The following is a 24,034-nucleotide window of genomic DNA, read 5'->3' on the forward strand; positions in this document are numbered from 1 at the left end:
GATAAGTAATTACAAACTCACAAAACAGAAGGGGCTCTCATTATTGAGTGGAAATTCCTTTGCATAAATGTCCACGCATTAACTTTAAATACAGAATATTACTATATAGAGCTATTAATTATGGATCATATTACTAGTTTTATAGTTTGTATTTTTTCAAATTGAGTGAAAGAGAGGAGTGAATAAAGATGGCATTATTTTCAACCGGACCTATAGATAATAGTCCAATTCTGGGGATCAGACAAACACAAATCGTAACAGTAAAAGTGGTTAATCGGGATTCTCTTAATCCTTATAATCTCGTCATTCAAGGCTTTTTTCTAAATGGATCAAGAACAATGTATGTGAATGAAACGGTAAATCTCACACCTAACCAAGTACTAACTAGGAACTATTTTGCGGATTTAGATGCATTTGAATTCGTGTTTGCAACACTAGAAGAAGTTGAAGCACAGGTAGGGATCTCGGTCTGGGGAAAACAGGCTTCAGGACAATTGGTAGATCCTCATCGTGTAGTAGCATGGGAGAAGCACGCAGAAATAATCTAAAGGAGTGTTGAGAATTGAGCTATTTATCTACCGGGCCGATAGATAATACCATGGTGGGTGGGATACGACCTACTCAACATGTTACGATCAAAATCGATAACCGAAGCGATGTTACTTCTTCTACGGTTCTCGTCCAAGGATATTATATGGATGGGACAAGAACTTTGTATGTTAGTCAGCTTATTAACGTAATGCCTGAGCAAGTCATAACCAATGATTATTATGCTGATTTTGATGCATTTGAATTTATATTTACGACTTTAAGCCTGGTAGATGATCCTATTCAAGTTTCAGTATGGGGGAAAAATAGCTCAGGGCAAATCGTTACTGCTCACCGACTTGTTCATTCAGAATTACTCGGAGCAACCGTAGGGGCAACTGGGGCTACAGGTGATACAGGAGTGACTGGAGCGACGGGAGCAGACGGAGCGACTGGTGCGACGGGGGCTGATGGAGCGACTGGTGCAACGGGAGCCGATGGAGCGACTGGTGCGACCGGAGCCGATGGAGCGACCGGGGCTGATGGAGTGACTGGTGCGACCGGAGCCGATGGAGTAACAGGAGCAACGGGAGCCGACGGAGCAACTGGTGCAACGGGAGCCGACGGAGCAACTGGTGCAACCGGGGCTGATGGAGTGACTGGTGCGACCGGAGCCGATGGAGCGACTGGTGCAACGGGAGCCGATGGAGTAACAGGAGCAACGGGAGCCGATGGAGCGACCGGGGCTGATGGAGTGACTGGTGTAACGGGAGCCGACGGAGTAACAGGAGTGACAGGAGCAACGGGAGCTGAAGGAGCGACAGGAGCAACCGGAGTCGCTGGAGTGACAGGAGCGACCGGAGCCGCTGGAGTGACAGGAGCGACCGGAGCCGCTGGAGTGACCGGAGCAACGGGAGCCGATGGAGCAACAGGAGCAACCGGAACCGCAGGAGTGACAGGAGCGACAGGAGTGACCGGAGCAACGGGAGCAACGGGAGCGGCTGGTGTAACGGGAGCAACGGGAGCGGCTGGTGTAACGGGAGCAACGGGAGCGGCTGGTGTAACGGGAGCAACGGGAGCGGCTGGTGTAACGGGAGCAACGGGAGCCGCTGGAGCAACAGGAGCAACGGGAGTCGCTGGAGTGACAGGAGCGACCGGAGCCGCAGGAGTGACCGGAGCAACGGGAACCGCAGGAGTGACAGGAGCGACCGGAGCCGCAGGAGTGACCGGAGCAACGGGAACCGCAGGAGTGACAGGAGCAACCGGAGTCGCTGGAGTGACTGGTGCGACCGGAGCCGACGGAGCGACTGGTGCAACGGGAGCCGCTGGAGCAACAGGAGCAACCGGATCCGATGGAGTAACAGGAGCGACCGGAGTCGCTGGAGTGACTGGTGCGACCGGATCCGATGGTGCAACTGGAGCAACGGGAGCCGCTGGAGTGACAGGAGTAACAGGAGCGACAGGAGTGACAGGAGTAACAGGAGCGACAGGAGTGACAGGAGCAACCGGAGTCGCTGGAGTGACTGGTAGTACCGGAGCCGCTGGAGTGACAGGAGCGACCGGAGCCGCTGGAGTGACAGGAGCGACCGGAACCGATGGAGCGACTGGTGCGACCGGAGCCGCTGGAGTAACCGGAGCAACGGGAGCCGATGGAGCAACAGGAGCGACCGGAGTCGCTGGAGTGACAGGAGCAACCGGAGCCGCAGGAGTGACCGGAGCGACCGGAGTGACAGGAGCAACGGGAGCGGCTGGTGTAACTGGAGCAACGGGAGCGGTTGGAGTAACAGGAGCGACCGGGGCTGATGGAGTGACAGGAGCGACCGGAGCCGCTGGAGTGACCGGAGCAACGGGAGCCGATGGAGCAACAGGAGCAACCGGAATCGCAGGAGTGACAGGAGCAACAGGAGCAACCGGAACCGCAGGAGTGACAGGAGCAACGGGAGCGGCTGGTGTAACTGGAGCAACGGGAGCGGTTGGAGTAACAGGAGCGACCGGAGCCGACGGAGTGACAGGAGCAACCGGAGTCGCTGGAGTGACAGGAGCGACCGGAGCCGCTGGAGCGACAGGAGCGACCGGAGCCGCAGGAGTGACAGGAGCAACGGGAGCCGCAGGAGTGACAGGAGCAACAGGAGTCGCAGGAGTGACCGGAGCAACGGGAGCCGATGGAGCAACAGGAGCAACCGGAGCCGCAGGAGTGACCGGAGCAACCGGAGTCGCTGGAGTGACAGGAGCGACCGGAGCCGCAGGAGTGACCGGAGCAACGGGAGCGGCTGGAGCAACAGGAGCAACCGGAACCGCAGGAGTGACCGGAGCAACGGGAGCCGCAGGAGTGACCGGAGCAACAGGAGTCGCAGGAGTGACCGGAGCAACGGGAGCTGCTGGAGTGACAGGAGCAACCGGAACAACTGGTGTAACTGGAGCAACGGGGCCGAATATTCAAGCTGAAGGATTCTCTGCATTCCTGCCAACTTTGTCAGTATCTAGTTCTTCCCAACTTACGGGCTGGACTGTGACTTCTCCGTTCTATTCTGATCCATCCTTTAGCCCAGTTACGGGAAATTACACAGTTCCGACGACAGGCAGATATTCTATTGAAGCAACTATTAATTATTCCACAACCGCTTCTATCTCAATAAGTCTTGGTAGTGGAATTAATCCAGCATTTATAGTTCAGAGAACATCTCCTACCGCAACAAATCTGGTAAGTGGATTATTTCCTGTGTTAGATGTCAATGTTGCGCTTATTCTAGATTTGAGAGCTATTTTGGGGAGCGGGACTGTAACGCTGGCTGGTGAGTTTGCTCTAACAGCAGGTGATGTTATTGGCTTGTTCTATGTGTCTAATGGTTTGACAGTTCCTTTGAATTTGGGCGGCGCCAACACAGCAGGTATAGTTTGGTCTGTTCATGAATTGACTTAAAAATTGTTCTCTAAGTTTCAATGTTCAAAGAGGGGGATAACCTGTAGCTGTAAGTATAGCTCATGGGTTATCCTCTGTTTTGATAACACAATATGTTGTGGGCTAGACGGAGAAAAGTACTTTTAAGATTTGTAGTAGATTGAATTCTCATAGATTTACTAGTTTGCTCTGACAGTACTTAATATGTATAGCAGTGGCTTTTAATGGATGTCCACGCAATATTTCAAGATAAGAATATTACTATAAAGAGCCAGAAATTATGGACTGAAAAATATAATAGGCTCATCGTTAACAAATTTGGAGTAGATGGGAGGAATGATTATAGTAACGTTACAATTTTAAAAATTTATAGTGGACTATCTTGTTGTAGGGGTTTTTTGATCTAAAGATTTTAAGAGTATTTATAAATCTATTTGAATTGAAGAGGAGTTGAGAACTTGAGTTATTTATCTACTGGACCTATAGAAAACAATCTGGTAAGCGGTGAAAGACCTACTCAGCTTGTTACTATTAAACTGGTCAACCAGAGCGATGTCACTGCGTCGATAGTTCAAATCGAAGGCTACTATATGAACGGTACAAGAACGCTATATGTTAGTGAACTTCATACGGTGGGACCTAATGAAGTACAAACGAATGACTATTATGCAAATTTTGATTCATTCGAATTTATATTTACAACACCAACTCTAGTAGATGATCCAATTCAAGTCTCAGTTTGGGGAAAAAGTAGCACTGGCCAATTAGTGACTGCTCATCGGCTTGTCTACTCTGAATTGTATGGTGAAAATATAGGGATTAGAGGAGCCACTGGTGCAACCGGAGATACAGGAGCGACTGGAGCAACAGGAACAGCAGGTGCCACCGGAGCGACAGGAACAGCAGGAGCCACCGGAGCAACAGGAGCAGCGGGAGCCACCGGAGCAACAGGAACAGCAGGTGCCACCGGAGCGACAGGAACAGCCGGAGCCACCGGAGCAACAGGAACAGCGGGAGCCACCGGAGCGACAGGAACAGCCGGAGCCACCGGAGCAACAGGAAGTGCGGGAGCCACTGGAGCAACAGGAAGTGCGGGAGCCACTGGAGCAACAGGAAGTGCGGGTGCCACCGGAGCAACAGGAACAGCCGGAGCTACCGGAGCAACAGGAAGTGCGGGAGCCACCGGAACAGCGGGAGCCACCGGAGCGACAGGAAGTGCGGGAGCCACCGGAGCAACGGGAACAGCGGGAGCCACCGGAGCAACAGGAACAGCGGGAGCCACTGGAGCGACAGGAACAGCGGGAGCCACCGGAGCAACAGGAAGTGCGGGAGCCGCCGGAGCGACAGGAACAGCGGGAGCCACCGGAGCAACAGGAACAGCGGGAGCGACCGGAGCGACAGGAACAGCGGGAGCCACCGGAGCAACAGGAAGTGCGGGAGCCACCGGAGCAACAGGAATAGCAGGAGCCACTGGAGCAACAGGAACAGCGGGAGCGACCGGAGCAACGGGAACAGCGGGAGCCACCGGAGCAACGGGAACAGCGGGAGCCACCGGAGCAACAGGAACATCGGGAGCGACCGGAGCAACAGGAACAGCGGGAGCCACCGGAGCAACAGGAATAGCAGGAGCCACTGGAGCAACAGGAACAGCGGGAGCGACCGGAGCAACGGGAACAGCGGGAGCCACCGGAGCAACAGGAACAGCGGGAGCGACCGGAGCAACAGGAACAGCGGGAGCCACCGGAGCGACCGGAGCAACGGGAACAGCGGGAACGACTGGAGCAACGGGCGCCACAGGTTCAGGTGCAATTATTCCGTATGCTTCTGGTCTGCCAGTAGCTATGACCACAGTTTTGGGAGGTCTTCTGAATACTTCAAGCGCAGTCGGCTTCGGCAGCAACGCAACAAACATTGCTATTACAGGGGGCACTATTGATCTTACAGGAGCAGCCGGGACCTTATTGAACTTTGCCTTCTCAGTTCCTCGTGCCGGAACGATTACGTCTATGGCAGCCTATTTCAGTACAACAGCTGCACTATCTTTATTGGGGTCCACAGTAACAATCACTGCTCAATTATATAGTTCTTCTACGCCTAACAATACCTTCACAGCAGTACCTGGAGCCTTAGTCACATTAAGTCCTGCATTTACAGGTGTACTTTCACTTGGCACGATTAGCAGTGGTACTACCACAGGCTTAAGTATTCCAGTTACGGTAGGAGAACGATTGCTTCTGGTCTTCACTTCAACGGTAACGGCCGGGCTTGACGTTGCGACAACCATTGCTGGCTATGCTAGCGGAGGCGTTACAATCGCTTAATCCGATGAATCTGAAATTGGGATATCCCAAAAGCCGTATGGCTACAGGATATCCCTTTATTTAGATCATCAGAATTTCTCGGATGTCTTGTTCTGTAAGGGTAGATAACCCTTCCTGACCTGGCTGAATTACCTCATCGATCAAGTTCTTTTTCTTCTGTTGTAGCTCATACATTTTGTCTTCCACAGTACCTTGGGTGACGAGCCGGATCACTTGCACTACTTTTTTCTGTCCGATTCGGTGAGCCCGATCCGCTGCTTGCTGCTCGACGGCAGGATTCCACCATAGATCGTATAGGATTACAGTATCTGCCCCTGTTAAGTTGAGTCCGGTTCCACCAGCTTTTAAGGAGATCAGGAAAATATCTCGCTCTCCTTCATTAAACTGATTACATAAATCTACTCGCTGAGACACAGGCGTTTGGCCATCTAGGTAAAAATATGGAACCCCCTGATATCCGAGTTCACGTCCAATCAAACCGAGCATTTCTGTGAACTGGGAGAATACTAGCATTCGTTTACCCGAACTGCGGCATTCCTCAATGATTTCAAACAGCTGCTCGAACTTGGCAGAGCTTCCTTCATACCCATCCACAAATAGAGCTGGGTGACAACATAGCTGGCGCAGACGAGTGAGACCAGCAAGGATTTTAATGCGATTATTATTACCGAAACTATCCTGGGTCAAATGCTTAAGCGCCTCTTTTTTCAAACGTGCGAGATAAGCGACATATAACTTCTTCTGCTCAGGGAACAGCTCACAGGCTTGGAGTGATTCGATTTTCTCAGGCAATTCTTTTAATACATCACTCTTTAAGCGCCGCAGCAAAAAGGGACGTGCCCGTTTCGCGATAGTTTCCCTCGGCAAATCGTGAAAAGCCTTCTTACCTGGAAAGAGCCCAGGAAACACAGTGCCAAAGATAGACCAAAGATCTTCTAACGCATTCTCAACAGGAGTTCCAGTAAGTGCAAAACGATGCCGGGCCTGAAGAGCCATTACAGCTTGGGCGGTCTGAGTAGTATGGTTCTTTATGGTTTGCGCTTCATCGAGAATCAGGGTATGAAAAGATTTCTTAGCATACAACTGAACATCTCTTCGAAGCAGTGGGTAAGAGGTAATGATTACATCTGCCTTCGCTGCATTTTTTAAAATTCGACCGCGTTCCGTTAAGCTTCCATCTGCAATAACAGCCTTGATCTCAGGCGTGAACTTTTTAAGCTCATTATGCCAGTTGTAGGTGAGAGAGGCAGGAGCGACAATAAGAGCGGGCAGACCACTCTGACGAATATCCGGAAGCTCGGAGAGCAGAAAAGCGATACTCTGCAGCGTTTTGCCAAGACCCATATCATCCGCTAAAATACCGCCAAAACGATAGTGGGCAAGCGTCTTCAGCCACTGGAATCCATACTGCTGATAATCCCGGAGCACAGGAGCTAGACTCTCTGGTATAGGGAAATCAAGATTCTCAGGATTGTGCATATTCGCAAGTAAACGTTTAAAGGATCTGCTCAGTTTGACGGAGTCACTTTGAGAATCGGAAGAGGTTAGATGTAACCCGCGAACGACGGGTAAAGAGAATTGCGCACCTTTAATCTCACCTTCTCGAATGCCCATCTCGTTCATAAAGGTGATGATTTCTTGGAGCTCCTCGCTCTCCAGCGGTAGCAGTGCCCCTTCAGGCAATCGGTAGTATTTACGCTTATCCTGAAGTGATTTTAAGACCATCACAATCTCAGATTCGGGAATACCACCCATGTCGAATTTAAAATCAAGCCAATCGGTTTTCTCATTCCAACTAATGCTTACCTTGGGTGGCGTGGTTCCCGTGAACAATCTTTCTTTGACAGCGGTGGTCGCATAGACCGTGAGTAGTGGCTCAAGCAACGGAATCGTGTGATACAAAAAATCGTACTCACCTTCCTCATCCGTCATAATATACCCGCCTTCGGTTTTGGCGAAGGATTCATGCTCCATCAGCTCTAAAATTCGGGCCTCTCCTTCACCGTCGCGTATAAGAATCAAGTCCGTACCGCGAACATGGGCTTTTTCATCCAAAGGATTGATGATAATATCACCATACTGAAACTCTAGCCCGGCGAGCAGCCGATCTCTCACACGGTCCAGATAGAGCCTCGCGATAAGCTTATGTTGCACAATCCGATCAGCGATAGAGTCGGCGATATGCACATTTCCCAGTTTTTTCAGACCAGGGATAACCTTGTCCATAAAGGGCTCCATTTGTTCGGGGGCAATATCGATGCCGTCTCGACGAGAGGATTCCAACATTTTTTTCATCTCAGATAGACGCATGCATTCCTGAGCAGATAGCTTCAACAGCTTACCTTCAGACAGTACGAGTCCGTAGTCTTCCAGAACTGAGATCTGCTCAAGTCCTTGAATATCCAGATGGTATCCTTCGCCTTCGGCTTGTTCGAACGCAAAGCTAAGGGGTGGTGCTTCATTAGACATATGAATACCTTCGTACAACACCTCTTCTTGTTGCAGATATACCGACGAAACTTCTGAAAGAGCGGGCTGAAGCGTCTCCCAGAAAAAAGGAGGGATAGCCAGCAGGCGATCTCCCCCCAGGTTGCCACCATATGGAGAATAGTTAGTGACGTTATCGCGATACATTTTTTCATTTAAGACAATTTCAATTAGCTTCTGAAGAACGATGTTATCTTCCTTCCGAAAGCTGTGAATGGCAGGGTCATAGACGAAATGCTTCGAGAATTCGAAGGTTTCTCCACGATGTACACGTTCCAGAAAACCTCTTATTCTATGAACGACATAGGGTCGTTTTGAGCCGATTTTCATTTCTATTCCCAGCATGGTAGTGCTATAGCTGTAAGTGAATGGCTTGCAGATGAACTCGACATTTAATGGAATCCTATTATCTACAAAAGCCCCAGTACCGCTCGGACGTGGCTTATGGTTACTGAACATGCCTAGCAGGTTGCTCACAAGATGCTGGTCTCTGGACCTTCCTCCCATGTCTCGCGTAGAATCCGTAGAAATACGTGGGGTTAAGACTCCAGTATCCTCAATAGCAGATGAGCTAGAAGTTCCAGTATAATCTGGCCGTTCTCCAGCAGCTTCAAGGGCATCGATGCTGATCAGTACGGCTGCGATATGTTTGCAGAAAGGCCCTCCATGCGAGTAAGCAGGACAAGTACACTCTGCCGTGACATCACCATCGATATCGATGACAACAGTGACTTCGTAGCCAATGCCCCCTTGAACAAGCGCTTCATAACGAGATCGGGGCAGATCTGGGATGGATTCATTACGTTCTTCAATATCTATTATATCAACGCTTCCAGACTGGTAATAAGCCAATCCTTTTTCAAAAACAGACTTGCCGCACAGCAGCTTAATTACCCGTTCTGTCACACTAAAGCCCATAACATAATTCCTTCCTCGTAACTTGTTCTTCGAAAAGTCCGATTATTATATAGTCTTTATGATAACAGAACGGGCGTGCGCATCAAATAGGGGCTGCTACTCCACTAATCCCGTGCATAATAAAACGGATCGTCAGGTTAATTTCTTCCTCGTCGTTCCAGTCCTTCTCCGGCTGCAGCAGCAGGCGATTAAGCACATATCCTACAACGGATGAAATAGTAAAGCGTAGAATAGCGGGTGTAGGTAATTCGATGACTTCACCTTTTGCTTTGAAGTGTTCAACGATTTCGATGACGCGCTCCAGCACCTTACTTAGAATATTTTCTGCGAACTGTTCTCTGAGCACCGGTTGGAAAGGGATTTCCTGTATCAGAATCTTTAGAATTTTAAAATTCCTGCGAATAAACTCCAGACGGTTGATAATAAACGCACGTAGGAATTCCTCGAAACTGTTATAGGGAACATCGAGTACCCCGTTAAAATTACGCAATACAAAGGGAGCGAGCATCCGACTCATGGTGGGGCCTATGATGGACAGCAGCAAATCTTTTTTGGTTTTGTAATATCGGAAAATCGTTCCCTCGGCCACGCCTGCCTTTTGAGCAATTTCACTAGTCGCAGCAGCAGCGTATCCTTTTTCGGAAAATACCTCAATCGCCGCATGCAGGATGGAAATCTGTTTCGATGTCAGCTTTTCGTCTTCACGTAAGGCCAGCAGTTCTTCTATCCACTGTTCATCTATATTTTGTTCCGAAGAATCATTTTTCTTCATTATTGCCCTCCAAATTCGCTACATTTTGCGGTGCTTGCGCAGTGCCAATACATTCAGAAGCATGAATAATAATGAAAATCCGATCAGCACATACACATCCAGAGCGATGGCACTCCATCCTTTGCCGCGGATCATGATGTTCATAAGCGCTTCTGATCCATAATAAATTGGCGTTGCGTAGCCAACGCGCTGTAGCCACATCGGTAGGGTATCGAGTGGGAACAGTCCACTGAGGAAGACCTGTGGCACGATAATGAGCGGAATGAACTGAATCATCTGTAGCTCGTTAGCAGCAAAAGCAGACAATAGCGTACCCAGCGTCAGCGCTGTCATCGACAGCAGCATAGTGAGGAGCATGACATAACCAAAGCTGCCTATCATCATAATGCCAAGGATCTGAATGGAAAACCACGAGATCAACAGGGCTTGGAATACGGTGAAAATGCCGAAACCACATACATAGCCGAGTACAATCTCCCATCTTTTTAAGGGAGTAGAAAGTAGGCGTTCAAGGGTGCCTGTAGTCCGCTCTCGCAGGAAAGAAACGCCGGCAATCAGGAATACGAAAAAGAAAATAAATACACCAATCATAATCGGACCGAAGCGGTCAATGGTCTTCATATTCTCAGAACCGTATAGATAGCTAATCTGAGGTTGTAATTGCAGCTGTTTCTCTGTATCAGGAAGAAGCTTTTGTGATAACTGTTGAAGCGTCAGGATCACCGCTTTATTGGCGGTCGGATTGCTGCCTTCTAACAGCACTTGGGGGATAACTCCTGAGTCCCCAGCCTTTCCGTCCAAAGTGATCAAAGCGTCAATCTTTCCTTCTACTAGAGCGCTTTTCCCTAGCTCTTCGCTGGCATACTCTTTAATTGTAGCGTTTTCTTCTTTTAACACTGCAGAGATATTTAGTGGTACCCCGGATATCCCGATTTTAGGCTCATAGGCATCCCCGTTGAATACCAAGCTCATTAAACTTAGAACGATGAGCGGTGCAATGAACATTAAGGCCATCGTTCTTTTATCATGAATAAATTGTCGCAAAATCCGTAAGGTGATCGCTCGGATTCTCATGAACGGACACCTCCATAATATAGAAAGGCTTCCTCAATAGAAGCTGAGCCTGTGGCTTCAAGCAGTCCGGCGGGTGTGTCGGCGGCAAGCAGCTTGCCATCACGGATCATTCCAAGGCGATCACATTTCTCAGCTTCATCCATGACATGTGTAGTTAGTACAATCGTGGTACCTTTCCGATTAAGAGCTTTTAGTTCTTTCCAGATGGATAGTCGGAGTACAGGATCGATACCTACTGTCGGTTCATCAAGAAGAAGTAGCGGAGGCTCATGGAGCAGCGCAATCGCCAGGGATAGGCGGCGTTTCATTCCACCGGAGTATTGATCTACTCTTTTGCGCAGATGCTCCTGAAGATCTACTAGTTCCATAACAGCTTTGATGCGTTTGCCGCGCTCCGCACCTTTTAGTCCATATAGCGCAGCGAAGAACTCCAGATTTTCTTTTGCGCTGAGTTCCGTATATAGGGCATCAGATTGAGCCATGTATCCAATTTGCTGCAGCATGGATAACTTAGGCATAGTGACACCAAGCACCTTTACCTCACCTGAGGTCACCTCATCGATACCTGTAAGCAGCTTTACTAGCGTTGTTTTCCCGGAGCCAGAGGGCCCCAGTATGCCGAAGGTTTCGGCACGCTCCACTTGAAGTGAAATATCTTCGAGCACCTGTTTGTCTCCAAAGGCTTTACTAACATGGCTCACTGAAATGACTGGAACTTCCGAACCCATATTCATCTCCTCGATTCTGAATAGTCTGGGATACAAAGTGGTGTTACTGAGTACTCTGCACAACACTAATGAGTGAGCGCTCACTCATTAGTGTGCTCCAAAATCCAATAAATGTAAAGTGCTAGATTTCCGCTACTTGAAATCAACTGACAATCAGGTATAAATCGCAAAGTAGCGGCATTTTTGCACAAGATGTGAATACCTGCTCACGAACCAACTTGATATGATGTTAACAAGGAATACAGCTGGGGATGTTCCACAACTCAATGATGCAAATGCCATTGCTTCCGAAATTGATTTGGCGTTGTGCCGAAATGGGTTTTGAACAATTTGCAAAAATGAGAGCAATTTGTGATACCTACTTCCTCGGCGATGTGTGCAACCGTGTATTTGCTTGAAGTCAGAAGATGAACGGCTTCCTGCATTCTTTTGACCGTTAAATAATCGGAAATACTGCTGCCTGTACATTCCTTGAATAAGTGGGATAAATGATGGGGGGAAAGATGTAGATCCTTGCTCATTTGATCGAGCCGCAAAGGTTTCTTGTAATGCAACTGCAGCCATTCCATAATACGTTCTGCCTGATGTGGTTTACGAAGCAATTGTTCCATGGAGGCCGGCTTCTGCTGTGTATCCCAAAGCGGCTTTAAAGTACGCAGGAACGTGATGAGAAATAATGAGACCTCTTCCATGAAATCATTTTTAGTCAAACTTGGAAGCGCTTTATCCAGATCCTTCAGAAGAGCTATCAGCGATTGCAGATCCTGCTGTTCATACCATCGGGGTGAGGAAGAATTGCCGCTGTGAATATGATGGAAAAAGCTTTGTAGGACGGGCCACTTCTCAAAATAAGCTTTAAATAGGCTGGGTTCATAATGCACAATCGAACGCACGAACGGAACCGCCTTATTGATTTCAATTTGAATATGATGCAGTTGATACGGCTGGAAAATACAAATCATTCCTGGCTTTATTTCATAGCTATTTTGATCAATGATGAGCGTCCCTTTACCTTCATGAACAATAAGAATTTCAACACCCTGATGAGCATGGAATGTACCTTGATAGTCGTCTGTATTTGTACTTGTTCTTTTATATACAAAATAGAGCTGGAACGGTTGTAAGTCCTGCTGCTCATGGTACGTCACATTCGTGTTCCTCCTATTAGTAGGGATGCGGATAACCTATCGTTTACAAAAGTATAAGAGAACCATTGCACAGTCAGCAACACCTAGATTAAAAAGTCTTACTCACTAATGGAGGACACTGAATTATGGCAGAACAAAAGACGGAATTACAACACGCAGGGTATAAAGCTTGGCTCGAATATCCATATATTCAATCTAGTGCAGTAAGAGAGTGCTATGCTGCTTGGTGCAAAAACATTTTGATCTCCGAACAGGATCATCCAGTGATCAAAAGTGCTGTGCAAGAACTAATACGCGGCATACAAGGAATGCTCGATAAAGAAGTTACCATTGCTGAATCTCGGGATAAAGATATGCAGGGCTGTATTGTGATCGGTACGTTTGATAGTAATCATTCGTTGATTACGCATACCTTTAGCGAGGCTACAAGGACAGCCATTGGATCAGAAGGTTATGCCATTCGAACAAACACGGAGAAGGACTGTATTGCAATTGGTGCTTCCACACCCGTGGGATTATTGTACGGTGTATTTGCATTCCTACGCTTGCTTGGAACAGGTCAATCTATCGAAGCGTTGGATGTGATGGACAATCCTGTAAATCTTCTCCGCATGATGAATCAATGGGATAACATCGATGGAAGCATCGAACGTGGTTACGCAGGGAAGTCCATATTTTACTCAGACAACGAAATCACTAAGGACTTTGATCGATTGCAAGATTATGCGAGAATGCTCGCTTCGATAGGAAACAATGCGATTGCTATAAACAATGTCAATGTACATCGGTTTGAAACGATGTTTATTACGGAGCGCTATCTTCCTGAGATCGCGCGGATTGCCGATATCTTCCGTAACTACGGGGTCAAGCTGTTTCTAAGTATTAACTATGCCAGCCCGATCGAAATCGGTGGATTGAATACAGCTGATCCGTTAGATTCTGATGTACGCCAATGGTGGAAGGCAAAGGCGGTAGAAATTTATAAATTGATTCCAGATTTCGGCGGTTTCCTCGTAAAAGCTGATTCAGAGAATCGTCCAGGTCCATTCACTTATGATCGTGATCATGCAGAAGGTTCGAACATGCTGGCTGAAGCTTTATTGCCCTTCGGGGGAATCGTCATCTGGCGCTGCTTCGTTTACAATTGCAAACAGGATTGGCGGGATCGCTCCACCGATCGTGCACGAGCGGCATATGATCACTTTAAACCGCTGGATGGCCAGTTTATGGAGAATGTTATTTTACAGGTGAAGAATGGTCCAATGGATTTCCAAGTACGTGAAGGTGTATCTCCGCTGTTCGGTGCCATGGAGCATACGAATATGATGATTGAGTTCCAAATTACGCAGGAATATACAGGCCAACAGCGTCATGTCTGTTACCTCGTCCCTCAATGGAAGGAAGTTCTTGATTTTAATACTTACGCAACAGATTCGGAGTCATCGGTGAAGCGGGTTGTTGATGGATCTATGTATGGTTATAAGTATAGCGGCTTCGCTGCTGTTTCAAATATTGGCAATGATCACAACTGGACGGGGCATTTATTAGCACAGGCCAATCTGTACGGGTATGGTCGACTTGCTTGGAATCCGGAATTAAATGCAGAGCAAATCGCGAAGGAATGGACAATGCTCACGTTCAGTGCAGAGGATGAGCAGTTAATAGATACGATTCGTGAGATCTTGTTAACCTCCTGGAATATCTATGAATCTTATACTTCGCCGCTTGGGGTAGGCTGGATGGTCAATCCAGATCATCATTACGGTCCAAGTGTGGATGGATATGAGTACTCGAAATGGGGTACGTATCATTTTGCAGACTTACAAGGGATTGGCGTAGACCGGACAATAAAGACGGGTACGGGATATGTTGCTCAGTATCAAGGAGCGAATGTAGATTTGTATGAATCGGTAGCTACTTGTCCAGATGAGCTATTACTGTTCTTTCATCATGTACCGTATACGCGTACTCTTAAATCTGGTAAAACGGTCATCCAGCATATTTATGATACGCATTTTGATGGCGTGGACCGGGCAGCAGGGCTCAAAGAGAAGTGGCAATCCCTTGAGGGGAAAATGGACGACAGCAGGTACGGGCAGGTGGCAGACCGTCTGCATGAACAGGTACTACATGCCCGCGAGTGGAGAGATATCATCAATACGTATTTCTATCGAAAAAGCGGTATTCCAGACCAGCATCAACGCACAATATACTAAATATTAGCATTAGTAGGAGTGTGCCAGCAGGGCCACTCCTTCTCTTGCTCCATCCCTTTGTTTCATAATCCTATGAGAAGAAAGGAAGATACACATTGAATCATAAAAGATTATTTAATGAGGGCTGGGAATTTGCTAAGAGCACTTTAGAGGTGACGAATGCTGAGTCCTTGGATTTCCATCCCGTAGATCTCCCTCATGATTGGTTGATTTATAACACATTAGATTTGTATGAGAATAGTATTGGATGGTATCGTAAGTCTTTTATGAATGCGAAGAATGATAAGCAGTTACTGTTATGCTTTGATGGAGTTTATATGGACTCTGCGATCTATGTGAATAATCAATGGGTTGGAGAGTGGAAATACGGCTATTCTTCCTTTGAATATGAGATTACGGATAGTCTAATAGACGGGGAGAACGAAATTCTTGTGAAGGTCGTGCACCAGAGTCCGAATAGTAGATGGTATTCAGGAGCGGGTATCTATCGGAATGTATGGCTCAAGACAAGAGATTGTAATCATATTGTGACAGATGGAATTTACATTCATGCGGTACAAAAGAATGACGTTTGGCAAGTGGAGATCGACACCGATGTGAGCATTACAGGAGATATGCGGCTTTCCCAAACCATTCTGCATAAGGATCGAGTGATAAAGACCTGTGTTGAGAAGATCTCGGCAGCAGAGCTAACACAAGATGCCTCACGTATAAGTCAGGTACTGACTGTAGAGAATCCTTTATTATGGAGTCCCGATGCTCCGCATTTATATCAGCTAAAAACAGAATTGCAGCATAAGGCATCTGACCAGAGTTCTGATGAAGTGTGGACAACAATAGAAGATGTAACACAGTGTTTAGGCTTTCGAACGATTGTATTAAATCCGCAAGAGGGGATGCTTCTGAATGGGCAAAAGATCAAATTGAATGGTGTTTGTGAACATCATGATCTTGGCGCATTGGGTGCGGCGTTTCATACAGCGGCATTGCGAAGAAGACTTGAGATCTTAAAGGACATGGGCGTAAATGCGATACGTACCGCTCATAATATGCCTGCTGCAGAGCTTATGGATCTGGCGGACGAAATGGGGCTGCTTGTGGTTTCGGAAGCCTTTGATATGTGGGAGCGATCGAAGACCCCATATGATTACGCAAGATTTTTTAAGGATTGGGCGTTAAAAGATGTGAGAAGCTGGGTCATGCGAGATCGTAATCATCCAAGCTTGCTCATGTGGTGTATTGGCAATGAAATTTATGATACGCATGCTGACAAGCGAGGGCAAGAATTGACGAGCATGTTGATGGAAGCCGTGCTTCAATATGATCCGAGAGGCAACGGGAAAGTGACCCTTGGATCGAACTATATGCCTTGGGAGAATGCTCAGAAATGTGCGGACATCGTAAAGGTGGCAGGCTACAATTATGCGGAAAAATATTATCATCAGCATCACGCGGAACATCCTGACTGGATTATCTATGGTAGTGAGACCGCTTCTATTGTACAGAGCAGGGGAATATACCATTTCCCATTCGAGCAATCCATCCTGGCTGACGACGACGAGCAGTGCTCTGCGCTAGGTAATAGCTCTACAAGCTGGGGAGCAAAGTCAGCAGAAGCCTGTATTATTGCAGAGCGCGATGCAGCCTTCTCATTGGGACAATTCATATGGACTGGCTTTGACTATATTGGTGAACCAACACCGTATCATACGAAGAATTCGTATTTCGGGCAGATGGATACAGCGACCTTTAAAAAGGATTCCTATTACATCTATCAATCGGCTTGGACAAATTACAAGGAACATCCTATGGTGCATATTTTTCCCTATTGGGATTTCAATCCCGGTCAAATGATCGATGTTCGAGTCTGCTCGAATGCTCCCAAGATAGAATTGCAGTTCAATGGTAAGAGTGTTGGGACCTATGAAATCGATCATGTGCATGGAACGCAGTTAGCGGGCTGGTGGAAGCTTCCTTATGAACCAGGTGAGCTCAAGGCAATTGCTTACGATGAGGCTGGCCAAATCATTGCAGTTGACATTAGGAAATCGTTCGGTGATGCGAGTCGAATCTGCTTAAAGGCTGATAAGGGTACACTCCTTGCGAACGGCACAGATTTAATCTTCATTGAAATTACGATGGAGGATGAGCGCGGTAACGCCGTTGAGAATGCAAACAATCGCGTTCAGGTTCAGGTGAGCGGAGCAGGCCGTTTGATCGGTTTAGACAATGGAGATAGCACGGACTATGATCCATACAAAGGAACGGGTAGACGTTTGTTCAGCGGTAAGCTTATAGCGATTGTTGCTGCGGAATTAGAAGCAGGTACGATAACGGTTGAGGTTACCTCGAAAGATTTAGCAGGTAGTAAGCTACAGCTTCAATCGCTTCCTGTGGAAGATAGTAGAATAGGCATTTCAGCTAACACTAGAAACCTAGAGATGCCATGTGTAACGGGAAATGTAGAAGAAATTCCTTTGCGAAAAATAGAAATTATAAGTCATTCTGGACAACAGTTTAATGAAAATAGAAGAGAAATGATTGTACACGCAAACCTTTACCCTGTAGAAACTTCCTATTCTGAAGTGGAGTGGAGGATTGTAAATGATGCTGGGATTGAGTCCAATCTAGCTCGGATCGTATCGTTTGGAAATGAAGCCAAGATCACGGCATTAGGAGATGGGAGTTTCCGCGTTCGCTGTATGAGTAAGAACGGTACAGAAAAGACAAAGCTGATTTCACAGTTGGAATTTACAGCGACTGGTCTTGGGATGGCTTACAAGGATCCGTATGGATTTATATCTGGCGGTCTATATGATGAGGTTAAGGGCGAAGTCGGAAATGGAAATGAACGAGGCGTAGCTACGAGTCGAGATGGTGAGACCCAGGTTGCTTATCGCGAGATCGACTTTGGACCTTATGGATCGGATTTGATAACGATTCCCCTATTCGCATTGTCTAGCGAAGCCTATGAGCTCCAGATTTGGGAAGGCATGCCGGACGAAGAGAACAGTGAGCTTTTGGCAGATGTTATCTATCAGAAGGAGTCGCAATGGAATGTATATCAGGAGGCAACCTATCTATTATCCAAGAGACTCACTGGCATCAGCTCTGTTTGTTTCGTATTGCAGAAGAAGGTGCACATAAAAGGCTTTTCATTTGTGAAAAAGAACCGAGCGTTCGAGCAGCATAGGGCTGTAGATGGTGATCGTATTTATGGTGATACGTTCACCATCGCGGAGCAGGGTGTTGAAGGGATTGGGAATAACGTATCTCTCGTGTTCGAGCAGATGGATTTTATGACAGAAGGTACTTCTAAGCTGGTCATTTGTGGGAGATCCCCGATCGATAAGAACACCATTCATCTTCGCTTCGAAAAGGGTGAAGAGTCTAATAATCAACTGATCGAATTTACAGAGTCAGATGGATATGTAGAGCGAGTATTTGAGCTGGAGAAAGTGACAGGGGAACAGAAGGTAACCTTTATCTTCTTGCCTGGAAGTCAGTTCGATTTCGGTTGGTTTCGTTTTGAGTGATCGGTTGCTTCAACTACTACGATAAATGAGAAAAAAGACCGTCTCCAAAGCCATGAAGGTGGCTGCGTGGGGCGGTCAGTTTATTTTAAGTAAGTTTTTAAGTAAGTGATTACGTTTTAATATAATCCGCAAAATTCTCCAGTAAGTATAAGGAGTTCATATCCTCACGCAAATGATGCTGGACTAGCTCATCTACTTTGTCTGGTTCATGGTTTGTCATACAATCCAGGATCATGTGATGCTCGCTCAAATTTTTCTCCAGCTTTTCTTGCTTTAGGGTATGCAGGCGTCGATATCTTTCATAATGCACATGGGAGAACTTAATTTGCTCCCACAAAAATTCATGTCCTGCTAATGTGAATAACGTCTTATGATAGGCATCATCCAAAGCAAAAAAGTGCTCAATGGCATGTTCTTGATGTATGGCATTTCTTTGTTCTTCTAAGATTTGCTTAAGCTCGAGGATACCTTTTAGAGTAAGACTACCGGATAGACCTTTGATAATATCCTTTTCTAGAACACTTCTTAAATAGATCATCTGCTCGACAGATTCCAAATCAATGTACGAAACAAGATTTCCTTTCTTTGGATACACATCAATATAGGACTCTAGGGATAGCTGTTTTAGCACATCACGTAAAGGTGTCCTGGATATCTGGAACCGCTCAGACAACACGGTCTCACTTAGAATGGTTCCAGGCTTTAGGGTTAGATTACGAATTTCGTGCTTCAACAAGTTCAAAATTTCATTTTTGGTGGACATGAGTTAACGTCTCCATTGCCATTGATTTTGGAATTCGGATATCTGAAACGGGATCCTGATATTAGAAAGTGATTTAATTATATATTCTTTTTATCTTGTATACAAGTTTTCAATAAGTGAATTAATATCATTGACAAAAGCTATTGCTTAAATCTAATATTTGAATATATTATCTTGTATACAAGATAACGACGTTTGAAATTAGAGGAGGTTTTATCTAGATGAACATGACATGGAGATGGTATGGAGAAGGCAATGACAACATTACGCTTGATCATATCCGGCAAATTCCGGGGGTAATGGGTATTGTCTGGTCACTACATCATAAGGTAGCGGGCGAAGTGTGGGAAATGGATGAGATTCAAAAGGTTGCGGATCAAATTACGAGCAAAGGGTTTAGCACTGCCGTAGTAGAGAGTGTGAACGTCCATGATGATATCAAGATTGGACTCCCGACGCGTGATAAATATATCGATATTTACATAGACACCATACGGAAGCTAGCCAAGGTCGGTACTAAAGTGATCTGTTACAATTTCATGCCGATCTTTGACTGGACTCGGACGGAGCTGTACAAGGAATTGCCGGATGGCTCGAATGCACTTTTTTATGAAAATGCAGCCATTAATGAGAACCCGCGCGACATGGTGAATCGTATTCTCGAGGGGGCCGGCGAATTTACAATGCCTGGCTGGGAGCCGGAGCGTCTTGCGAAGCTCGATGAGCTATTCGCCGCCTATATAGATGTAACGGAAGAGAAGCTGTTCGAGAACTTGGTCTATTTTCTGAAGCGCATTATTCCTGTCTGTGAAGAAGTCGACATCAAAATGGCTATTCATCCCGATGACCCTGCTTGGCCGATCTTTGGCTTGCCCCGCATTGTCCGCAGCCGTGATACGATCCGTCGTTTACTTGACGCAGTAGATAGTCCGTATAATGGATTAACCTTCTGCACTGGGTCGCTCGGTACGAATCCGAAGAACGATCTGCCAGCTATGATTCGGGAATTTTGTAATCGTATTCATTTTGCCCATATTCGAAATGTTAAGGTTTTTGAGAACGGTGATTTTATTGAGGTGTCTCATCGTGGACGGGATGGCAGTGTGGATGTGGCAGAGGTTGTTAAAGCGTATCATGAGAATAGATATACGGGGTATGTGCGTCCAGATCATGGTCGTCATTTGTGGGGGGAAGAGAAGACTTGCCGCCCGGGATACGGGCTGTACGATAGAGCAATGGGGATCATGTATTTACTTGGTGTGTGGGATAGTCTCAACAATACGACGGGGGTGAAGTGAATGCTGCTTCTGACAAGAGAGAGTATTGAATCATGTGCAGAGGCGTGGAAGGACGCTAACGTGGAGCTTCCTCACTTTGATTATGAGCAGGTGGCGGAGAATACGCGCGTTAGGCCGGAATGGATTCATTTTGGAGCGGGAAATATTTTTCGGGGATTTGTTGCGAATGCTCACCAGAAGCTGTTGGAGCTTGGAAAAGCAGATACAGGTATTATCGCCGCTACCTCCTCTGACTACGAGCTGATTGACAAGATTTATAAGCCTCATGATCATTTGACACTTCTCGTACTAATGAATGCGAGTGGCGAGTTTACGAAAAAGGTCATTAGCAGCATTACCGAAGCTATTATGGCAAACAAGAATCGAGCGCAGGATTACTGTCGTTTAGTTGAAATTTTTGAAAATCCGAGTCTGCAGATGGCCAGTTTCACCATTACAGAGAAAGGTTATACCTTGACCGGTGCTGATGGAATGTACCTGAATATCGTGAAGCATGATATGGAGCAAGGGCCGGAGCAGCCTTCCCACAGCATGAGTGTGATCGCTTCTCTAGCGTACCGTCGATATCTAAAAGGCCAGTATCCGATGACTTTTGTCAGTATGGATAACTGTTCGTACAATGGGGATATGCTGAAAAATAGCGTGAATACAATCGCCAAGGCATGGGCTTCGAAAGGGCTTGTGGAGGAAGGTTTTGTTGCGTACCTCGAAGACGAGAGTCGCATAACATTCCCCTTGTCGATGATCGATAAAATCACACCACGTCCATCCGAGGAAGTACGTAAGGCTTTACAGGAGCAAGGGATTGGCGGCATGGATATACTTATTACCTCGAGAAACGCTCATACCGCACCTTTTGTTAACGCAGAAGTTAGCGAATATCTGGTCATTGAGGATAAGTTTACGAATGGGCGACCTTTATTAGAAGAAGCCGGCATTATATTCACAGATCGTGAGACCGTGAACAGGGTAGAAACGATGAAAGTTACCACCTGTCTAAACCCCTTGCATACTGCATTAGCGGTCACTGGCTGTCTACTAGGCTATACACAGATTTCGGATGAGATGCAGGATCAGACCCTACGTACATTAGTCGAGCGGATTGGGTATAAGGAAGGATTGCCTGTAGTTGTAGATCCTATCATTCTACGTCCACAGCAGTTCTTGGATGAAGTACTGCAAGAGCGCTTGGCGAATCCATTTATTCCGGACACCCCGCAGCGAATTGCGACAGATACGTCGCAGAAGGTAGGCATTCGTTATGGGGAAACGATCAAATCCTATGTACAACGCGAAGATCTTCATCCAGCTGAATTGACGGCGATTCCACTAGCAATTGCTGCCTGGTGCCGCTATTTGATCGGAGTGGATGACCAAGGGAACGCTTTTGAGCTGAGTCCTGATCCTTTAATGGAGTTACTTCAAGCGCATCTGCAAGGAGTGACTTTGGGAGATTCGACCTCTAATGTGCATAGGATTCTAGAAAATGAGAAGATTTTTGGTGTGCCTTTATATGAAATCGGTCTGGGTAGCAAGATTGAAAGTTACTTCTATGAGATGCTGAAAGGCCCAGGAGATGTTAGGAGAACGTTGGAACAACATTTAAATGAAGAGTTAGTGTAGATCACATTTACAAAAATCCTCATGGAGTAAAAGCTACTGCACACGGCAGAGTTTTCCCCCATGAGGCTTTTTCGTGTCTAGTCCATTTGGTTTATCTGAATTTAGCAGTCTAGTACGCTAATATACCTACTTTTTCAAAAAAATAATTATAGTTAATATTTCCATTACATTCCTCTGCAACAGAGTTGACAATTGTAGACGAAAATGACATTAGCAGTTACCTATACGAAAAGGGTGAATCTAATTGAAAAACAGTAAATGGATTAGCGCAACGTTGGCTTCAGCACTTCTTGCAACAGTAAGCGTTGGGAGTGTATCTGCAGCTAGCATCGGCAGTAATGTAAAATCTGTAGCTACCAATCAAACCGCTGCAAAAACAGCAGTTAAAGAAGGTACAGCTACTTGGAATGTAAATGGTACGCCGATTGTGTTTAACACCATTAATAGCAGTGGTTACAAGCTGTACTCGCTGAATCAGGTAACTGGTGAAATTGGAGCTAAGTTAGTACTTGGAGCTGGCGGGTTTGAACTTAATGACAGCAAGGGATTACATAATGTGAAGCTCAAAACAGGCTCAAAGAGCTATCAAGTAGATGGTAATTCTGAGACGTTCACAGTTGCTCCAGTATTTTATAACGGTAAAACCTATGTAGAGCTTTCTAAGTTAGTTTATGCATTAGGTGGAGAACTGGATGCTGATGCTAGCACGATTCTAAGCTTTGCCCGTCCTGAAGGATTGTTTGATACTTTGCACTGGACAGCAGCTGGAAGTCTGATTGCGAACAAAAGTGATGCTGAATCTGCTCAACTTATCAAGTTCAGCACTGAGCCAGGTAACTACGAAATATTTTCATCCAATGACAGTGCAGTGGATTTTGCAGTGTCGCCGGATGGGCAATGGGGAGCTTTCAATGATGAGACGGGTTTGTTGAATCTGATTAACCTGTCTAGCGGAGCTACTAAGCTGCTTGGTACGGACAATAGTGTAAAAACGGATCTGGTTTGGTCAAATGATGGTAAAAATATTTACTTCGTCCAAGGTGACAAGCAAGAGAAAATTGCAAAAATCTCAGTAGACACTGGTGAAGTTAAATCCGTATTGGCGGACAAAGTAGAAAATAAATCCGAACTGCGCATTTCCGCTGACGAAAAGAGCGCCGTTTATATCGTTAACCTGACGGGTGTTGCTAAAAACGATGCAGACAGCACAGAAGATTCCCTTACTGTCGACTTCAGCTCTGCTGGAGAGCAGCTTTACAAGCTTGACCTGGCTACGAAAGATGCTAAACCCGCTGCACTGACAACTACACCCGATAACAAACTGTACCCTGAAATTTCTGCAGATGGTAGCGTCGTTTACCTGAGTGCAGATGCTGAGGGTAATGCAGCTAACACATTGAAGGTTGTAAAAGCAGACGGAACAAGCAGCAACATTGCACTTGATGTTGAAGTAACTTGGTCTACTGGCGTTAAGAACGGCTTGGTTGTAGCAGGTTCAGCGGCAGATGGAAGCACAGTAGTCTATTCCATTGATAACAATGGAGCTAAGACTGAACTGTTCCGCTCCACTGAAGATGTATCTGAAGTAGCTGTTTCGAAGGATGGAAGCAAGCTTGCTATCGTAAGTGACGGCGGTGTATGGGTGGTTCAAGGCGGTAAAGCATTGCAACTGTCGAAATAATAAATTTCCTAATTATATTTTAACGGCGTAGAGCCGAGAGGA

Annotated in this window: 14 protein-coding genes; 8 read left to right on the forward strand and 6 right to left on the reverse strand. The window is 46.4% G+C overall.

Going from position 1 to position 24,034, the window contains the following annotated elements:
* Positions 1–188: 188 nt before the first annotated feature.
* From M2444_RS24835 to M2444_RS24845, 3 genes are all read left to right on the forward strand, one after another.
* Positions 189–548 (forward strand): hypothetical protein, encoded by a 360-nt coding sequence (locus M2444_RS24835; protein WP_094878790.1) that lies wholly within the window; start codon positions 189–191, stop codon positions 546–548.
* 14 nt (positions 549–562) lie between these two features.
* Positions 563–3,448: a beta strand repeat-containing protein gene (locus M2444_RS24840; protein ID WP_280788268.1), complete on the forward strand. Its 2,886-nt coding sequence runs from the start codon at positions 563–565 to the stop codon at positions 3,446–3,448.
* 437 nt (positions 3,449–3,885) lie between these two features.
* The gene (locus tag M2444_RS24845) at positions 3,886–5,748 is read left to right on the forward strand and encodes an exosporium glycoprotein BclB-related protein (RefSeq protein WP_280788269.1); all 1,863 of its coding nucleotides are present in this window, start codon (positions 3,886–3,888) and stop codon (positions 5,746–5,748) included.
* A 60-nt stretch (positions 5,749–5,808) separates the two neighbouring features.
* Here M2444_RS24845 and M2444_RS24850 read toward each other — a convergent pair whose 3' ends face one another.
* The 5 genes from M2444_RS24850 to M2444_RS24870 form a co-directional block, all read right to left on the reverse strand.
* The gene (locus tag M2444_RS24850; protein ID WP_280788270.1) at positions 5,809–9,153 is read right to left on the reverse strand and encodes a DEAD/DEAH box helicase; all 3,345 of its coding nucleotides are present in this window, start codon (positions 9,151–9,153) and stop codon (positions 5,809–5,811) included.
* Positions 9,154–9,235: 82 nt separating this feature from the next.
* Positions 9,236–9,925 (reverse strand): TetR/AcrR family transcriptional regulator, encoded by a 690-nt coding sequence (locus M2444_RS24855; RefSeq protein WP_280788271.1) that lies wholly within the window; start codon positions 9,923–9,925, stop codon positions 9,236–9,238.
* Positions 9,926–9,943: 18 nt separating this feature from the next.
* A complete protein-coding gene (locus M2444_RS24860; RefSeq protein WP_280788272.1) occupies positions 9,944–10,999 on the reverse strand; it encodes an ABC transporter permease in 1,056 nt (351 codons plus the stop codon).
* Positions 10,996–11,727 (reverse strand): ABC transporter ATP-binding protein, encoded by a 732-nt coding sequence (locus M2444_RS24865; protein WP_373455907.1) that lies wholly within the window; start codon positions 11,725–11,727, stop codon positions 10,996–10,998. Before M2444_RS24865 ends, M2444_RS24860 begins: the two co-directional genes overlap by 4 nt.
* 263 nt (positions 11,728–11,990) lie before the next feature.
* A complete protein-coding gene (locus tag M2444_RS24870; RefSeq protein WP_280788273.1) occupies positions 11,991–12,875 on the reverse strand; it encodes a helix-turn-helix domain-containing protein in 885 nt (294 codons plus the stop codon).
* Positions 12,876–13,000: 125 nt separating this feature from the next.
* On the opposite strand from M2444_RS24870, the gene M2444_RS24875 reads away from it, so the two are divergent.
* A complete protein-coding gene (locus M2444_RS24875; RefSeq protein WP_280788274.1) occupies positions 13,001–15,091 on the forward strand; it encodes an alpha-glucuronidase family glycosyl hydrolase in 2,091 nt (696 codons plus the stop codon).
* A 95-nt stretch (positions 15,092–15,186) separates the two neighbouring features.
* Positions 15,187–18,627, forward strand: a complete 3,441-nt coding sequence (locus M2444_RS24880; protein WP_280788275.1) for a glycoside hydrolase family 2 TIM barrel-domain containing protein — start codon at positions 15,187–15,189, stop codon at positions 18,625–18,627.
* Positions 18,628–18,736: 109 nt separating this feature from the next.
* Here the strand turns inward: M2444_RS24880 and M2444_RS24885 are convergent, their stop codons facing one another.
* Positions 18,737–19,390 carry a GntR family transcriptional regulator gene (locus M2444_RS24885; RefSeq protein ID WP_280788276.1) on the reverse strand — a complete coding sequence of 218 codons (654 nt, stop codon included), beginning with the start codon at positions 19,388–19,390 and terminating at the stop codon, positions 18,737–18,739.
* A gap of 221 nt (positions 19,391–19,611) precedes the next feature.
* On the opposite strand from M2444_RS24885, the gene uxuA reads away from it, so the two are divergent.
* The 3 genes from uxuA to M2444_RS24900 all read left to right on the forward strand — a co-directional run bounded on the left by uxuA (position 19,612) and on the right by M2444_RS24900 (position 23,992).
* Complete coding sequence (gene uxuA / locus M2444_RS24890) at positions 19,612–20,688, forward strand: mannonate dehydratase (protein ID WP_280788277.1); 1,077 nt, start codon at positions 19,612–19,614, stop codon at positions 20,686–20,688.
* Entirely contained in the window at positions 20,689–22,311 is a 1,623-nt protein-coding gene (locus tag M2444_RS24895) for a mannitol dehydrogenase family protein (RefSeq protein WP_280788278.1), read from the forward strand.
* A gap of 244 nt (positions 22,312–22,555) precedes the next feature.
* Positions 22,556–23,992, forward strand: coding sequence for a stalk domain-containing protein (locus M2444_RS24900; RefSeq protein WP_280788279.1), 1,437 nt, complete (start codon positions 22,556–22,558; stop codon positions 23,990–23,992).
* Positions 23,993–24,034: the final 42 nt, after the last annotated feature.

Origin of the sequence: Paenibacillus sp. PastF-3 (assembly GCF_029893135.1) — a bacterium.
Classification (GTDB): Bacteria; Bacillota; Bacilli; order Paenibacillales; family Paenibacillaceae; genus Paenibacillus_AQ; species Paenibacillus_AQ nitricinens.